The 4,019-nt window shown below is 68.3% G+C and carries 3 protein-coding genes and 1 pseudogene; all 4 read left to right on the top strand.

Translation table 11 applies throughout. From position 1 onward, the window contains the following. Positions 1–337 precede the first annotated feature (337 nt). A complete protein-coding gene (locus RIF68_RS29860; RefSeq protein WP_107477527.1) occupies positions 338–1,651 on the top strand; it encodes an ABC transporter substrate-binding protein in 1,314 nt (437 codons plus the stop codon). After that, entirely contained in the window at positions 1,648–2,607 is a 960-nt protein-coding gene (locus tag RIF68_RS29855) for a carbohydrate ABC transporter permease (RefSeq protein WP_289908313.1), read from the top strand. Before RIF68_RS29860 ends, RIF68_RS29855 begins: the two co-directional genes overlap by 4 nt. Positions 2,608–2,609: 2 nt before the next feature. Next, on the top strand, positions 2,610–3,425 hold the full coding sequence (locus RIF68_RS29850) for a carbohydrate ABC transporter permease (protein ID WP_179342408.1): 816 nt from the start codon (positions 2,610–2,612) through the stop codon (positions 3,423–3,425). 110 nt (positions 3,426–3,535) lie between these two features. Continuing rightward, positions 3,536–4,019 (top strand): annotated as a pseudogene (locus RIF68_RS29845) (glycoside hydrolase family 76 protein); the annotation flags it as partial.

Raw genomic sequence — 4,019 nt, 5'->3', positions numbered from 1 at the left:
GGGTAGCTGGGGAGGGGGTCGTACGAACGAGGCGCGGGCACATCTGCTCCTTACTCGGCTCCATGGTGACGAGAGTTAACGATAACAGTGCTTGGCTGAAGGTGTCCATGGCTGCACTGTCGGCTGGGTCCGGCCCTTTGATGCCATTGACCTGCACTTTTAATGGGAGACGTCTATGGCTGCGGATTCTTTTCCCGTTGAGGTATTGCTACCGCCGGAATGGTGTCGTTAACCTCACGCCACACGCACTTGGGCAGCTCCGGGGCTACTCCGGCGTCCGCGCGCCCTGTGATCCACATCTGGCCATGCAGTGGGGCCGATTCCGCGAAGGTGATCAATGTCAGCATCGGGCAGGACCAGCAGTGGGGCCGTTCCGCTCGCTCGCCGCCGACTCCTCGCCGGGGTGGCCGCCGGCGCGGCCGTCCTGACGGCGGGCGGCTGCGCGCGGGGAGCGAGTACGTCCGCGCAGCCGGGGACCACCAGCATTTCCAACGACAACGCCACCTGGGACGACGGTTACCGCGCGGCCGGCCGCGAGCTGAAGAAGATCACCGGATATGCGCTCAGGCCGCTGTCGAATCCGTCGGTGACCTCGTACCAGCAGGTCGTGCAGATGACCCTGCAGACCTCGAAATCCTCCGACCTCGTCAAATGGGCGTCCGGATACCAGCTCAAACGGCTGGCGCGCGCCGGCGGGCTCACCGACCTGACCCGCGTCTGGCAGCAGTACGCGGCCAAGGGGTGGGTGCGCGGAACATCGCGGGAGGCCGTCTCCTACCGCGGCAAGGCCTACGGGATCCCGCTGTACGAGTCGTACTACGTGCTCTTCTACAGCAAGCCGGTGTTCGGCAAGCTGAACCTGTCCGCCCCGAGCAGCTGGGACGAACTGCTGCACTGTGCCGAAGTCCTCAAGCGCAACGGGATCACCCCGTTCCTCGCCAGTCAGGTGGGCGGCTGGCCGGCGATCGAGTGGTTCCAGGAACTGGTCAGCAAGGTCGATCCGCACTTCTACCGGCAGTTGGTGGCCGGACAGGCCTCCTACACCGACGGTCCGGCCCGCCAGGCGATGGACATCTGGCACGACTTCATGCGCAAGGGCTGGATGACGTCCCCCGACTTCGACCAGGCGCGCGGCCCCGGCGCGCTGAAGGAGGGCACGGTGGGCATGTTCCTGCACGGCACCTGGCAGGCATCCGGCATGTCGGCGGCGGGCATGGAACCGGGCACCGACTACGGCGCCTTCATCCTTCCCACGACGCGCCCCTCCACCCCGAAGAGCGTGATAGCGGAGTCGGGCGTCTTCGTGGTGCCCAGCCGGGCCTCGTCGCACGACGCCGCGATGGCCAACGTCGGGGCGTGGCTCGACCCGTCCGTCCAGCGGGTGTGGAGCGACTTCCTGCAGGACAGCTCCGCCAACCCGGAGGTGCGCTCCAGCAACCCGGTGGTGGCCGGTCTCCAACGGGACATCGCCCGCAACCACCGGCTGGCGCTGGTGCGCTACTGGGAGTCCGGCCCGCCCAGCCTCGTCCAGGGCAACACCAACGACCTCGGCGGATTCATGGCCGGGCAGACCTCTCCGGCCACCACGCTGCGCCGGATGCAGGAGCGCGCACGCGACGAATGGGCGGCCTGGAAGCGAGACGAAGCATGAGCACTTCTACGACCGACCGACGCCCGCCGGCCACGACCGGCGGACCGGCGGCACCCCGGCGCGCACCGCTGCGTTCCCCCAGGGCGCACACCTGGGCCACCGTGCGCGAGCGCCTGGCGGCCGGCGGCTTCATGGCCCCGGCCGTCCTCCTGGTCACGCTGTTCCTCCTGGCCCCGTTCGTGTGGACCGTCCACCGCAGCTTCTTCAGCGACACACGGACCGCGCCGTTCAGCTGGTTCGAGAACTACTCGCTGTTCGCCTCCGACCCTGCCCTGTCCCGCTCCATCCAGAACACACTGCTGTGGGTGGTGGGCACGGTCGTGCTCCCGTTCGTGCTCGGGCTGGCCATCGCCTGCATGACCGACTCCAGCCGGTTCTCCCGCCTCGCACGGCTGTGCGTGGTGCTGCCCTACGCGCTGTCGGGGTCCGCGGTGGCGGTGGTGTGGAACTTCATGCTCACCACCGACGGCGCCGTCAACCAGGTGCTGACCGGCGTCGGGCTGGATTCACTGGCCCAGGGATGGCTGTTGACCTGGCCCGGCAACACACTCGTGATGATCGTCGCCAACGCCTGGCAGGCCACCGGAGTGGCCGTCATCCTCTTCCTGGTCGGACTGCAGTCCATCCCGCCCGAGACCCTGGAGGCCGGCTCCCTGGACGGAGCGAGCGGTTGGCAGCAGTTCCGCCACATCGTCCTGCCCCAGCTCCGCCCCGTGTCGATCATCGTGATCGGCATGAGCCTGGTCAACGGCCTCAAGTCGTTCGACCTGATCTGGGTGCTCACCCAAGGCGGCCCCGGGCGGGCCACCGAGACGCTGGCCGTCTCCATGTACAACGAGACCTTCCTGGAACTGCGGCCCGGCGCCGGAGCGGCGATCGCGGTCGTCCTCACCGTGATCGTGCTGGCCGCCTCCTGGCTGTACCTGCGCCGCCAGCTCGACGTGAAAGGCGTGTGACGATGTCCCTCGGCCGAGTCTTGCGCAACGCCACCATCGGGGTACTTGCCGCGCTGTGGCTGGTCCCCACCTGGCTCCTCGTCGTCAACGCGCTGGTGCCCGCGGCGAACTACTCCGGGAGCCCGCACTGGCTGCCCCAGGACTTCGGACTGTTCGACAACATGTCCCAGGCCTGGGACAGGGCCGACCTCGGCCCGGCACTCGGCAACAGCCTCCTGTACGCCGTGGTCAGCGCCGTGGCCGCCGCGGTGCTCGCCGGCTTCGCCGCCTTCGCGACGATCATCATGCCCGTCGAGCGGCAGGCCCTGTGGTTCTGGGTGATCTACTCCGGCACGCTGCTGCCCCTCCAGGTCTTCATCAGGCCGCTGTTCCTGTCGTACGCACGCACGTCGCTGTACGACACCCAGTTCGGTCTCGTGCTGATCTACACGGCGATCGCCGTCCCGTTCGCGTTCTTCGTCATGCGCAACTACGCCCTGACCCTGCCGCGGGAGGTCGTGGAGGCCGCGCGAATGGACGGCGCGTCCTGGTGGCGGGTGTTCTGGCAGATCCACGTTCCGCTGACCCGGTCCGCGATGATCGCCGTGTTCGTGTTCCAGTTCGTCGCGGTCTGGAACGACCTGATGTTCGGCATCACCATGGTCACGAGCCGCAACATCCGGCCCGTCATGGCCGCGCTCGCCGACCTGCAGGGCAACTACTCCAACGTCGGACCGCCCATCGTCCTGGCCGGCGCCCTCCTGGTCTCGTTGCCCACCGTGGTGCTGTTCTTCGCCGCCCAGCGCTTCTTCGTCAGCAGCCTCAAGATCCACCGTTGAAGCATCAAGATTCACCACTGAATCCTCGGATCCACCGCTGAATCCTCAGGACCCGACGCTGAGCCCCGCACGCCCTCGCCTCCCTCCTCATCGCCGCGAAGGGAACCACCATGCTGCGATCGCTGCTCACCCGTGCCACCACCCCCCTCCTCTGTGCCGGACTGCTCTGGACGGCCGCCCCCGCACACGCCCAGAACCCCGAACGGGCACGCCCGGTCTCCTCCCACGAATGGGCCGACCGCGCCACCACCAGCTACCGTGCGCTGCAGAAGCACCTGTACGAAGGCGCCCGCCACCACGGGCTGTACCTGGAGCACACGCCCCGACAGCCCGCTGACCCGGAACACTCCTACCTGTGGCCGTTCCGCGAGGCCGCGCAGGCAGCCGTCGACATGCAGGCACTGCCGCACACCGGGGCCGCCTACCGGCACGACGCGGCCGAACGCTTCGCCACGGCCGAGCTCTACTACACCTCCGGCGAGCGCCCGGGCTACGAGTCGTACCTTCCCGCCCCCCTGGGGACGGGCGGCGACGTGTACTACGACGACAACGCCGTGGTCGCTCTCACCCAGCTCGACCAGTACGAGGCCACCG

It is taken from the genome of Streptomyces sp., from assembly GCF_031178505.1.
Lineage (GTDB): Bacteria > Actinomycetota > Actinomycetes > Streptomycetales > Streptomycetaceae > Streptomyces > Streptomyces gulbargensis.
The sequence above is the reverse complement of the archived record's forward strand: the minus strand, read 5'-3'. Positions and strand labels throughout refer to the sequence as shown.

Bases quoted from the DNA above. Each gene is read 5' to 3' on its own strand.
- RIF68_RS29855 (WP_289908313.1), top strand. From the start codon at position 1,648: ATGAGCACTTCTACGACCGACCGACGCCCGCCGGCCACGACCGGCGGA.
- RIF68_RS29860 (WP_107477527.1), top strand. From the start codon at position 338: ATGTCAGCATCGGGCAGGACCAGCAGTGGGGCCGTTCCGCTCGCTCGC.
- RIF68_RS29850 (WP_179342408.1), top strand. From the start codon at position 2,610: ATGTCCCTCGGCCGAGTCTTGCGCAACGCCACCATCGGGGTACTTGCC.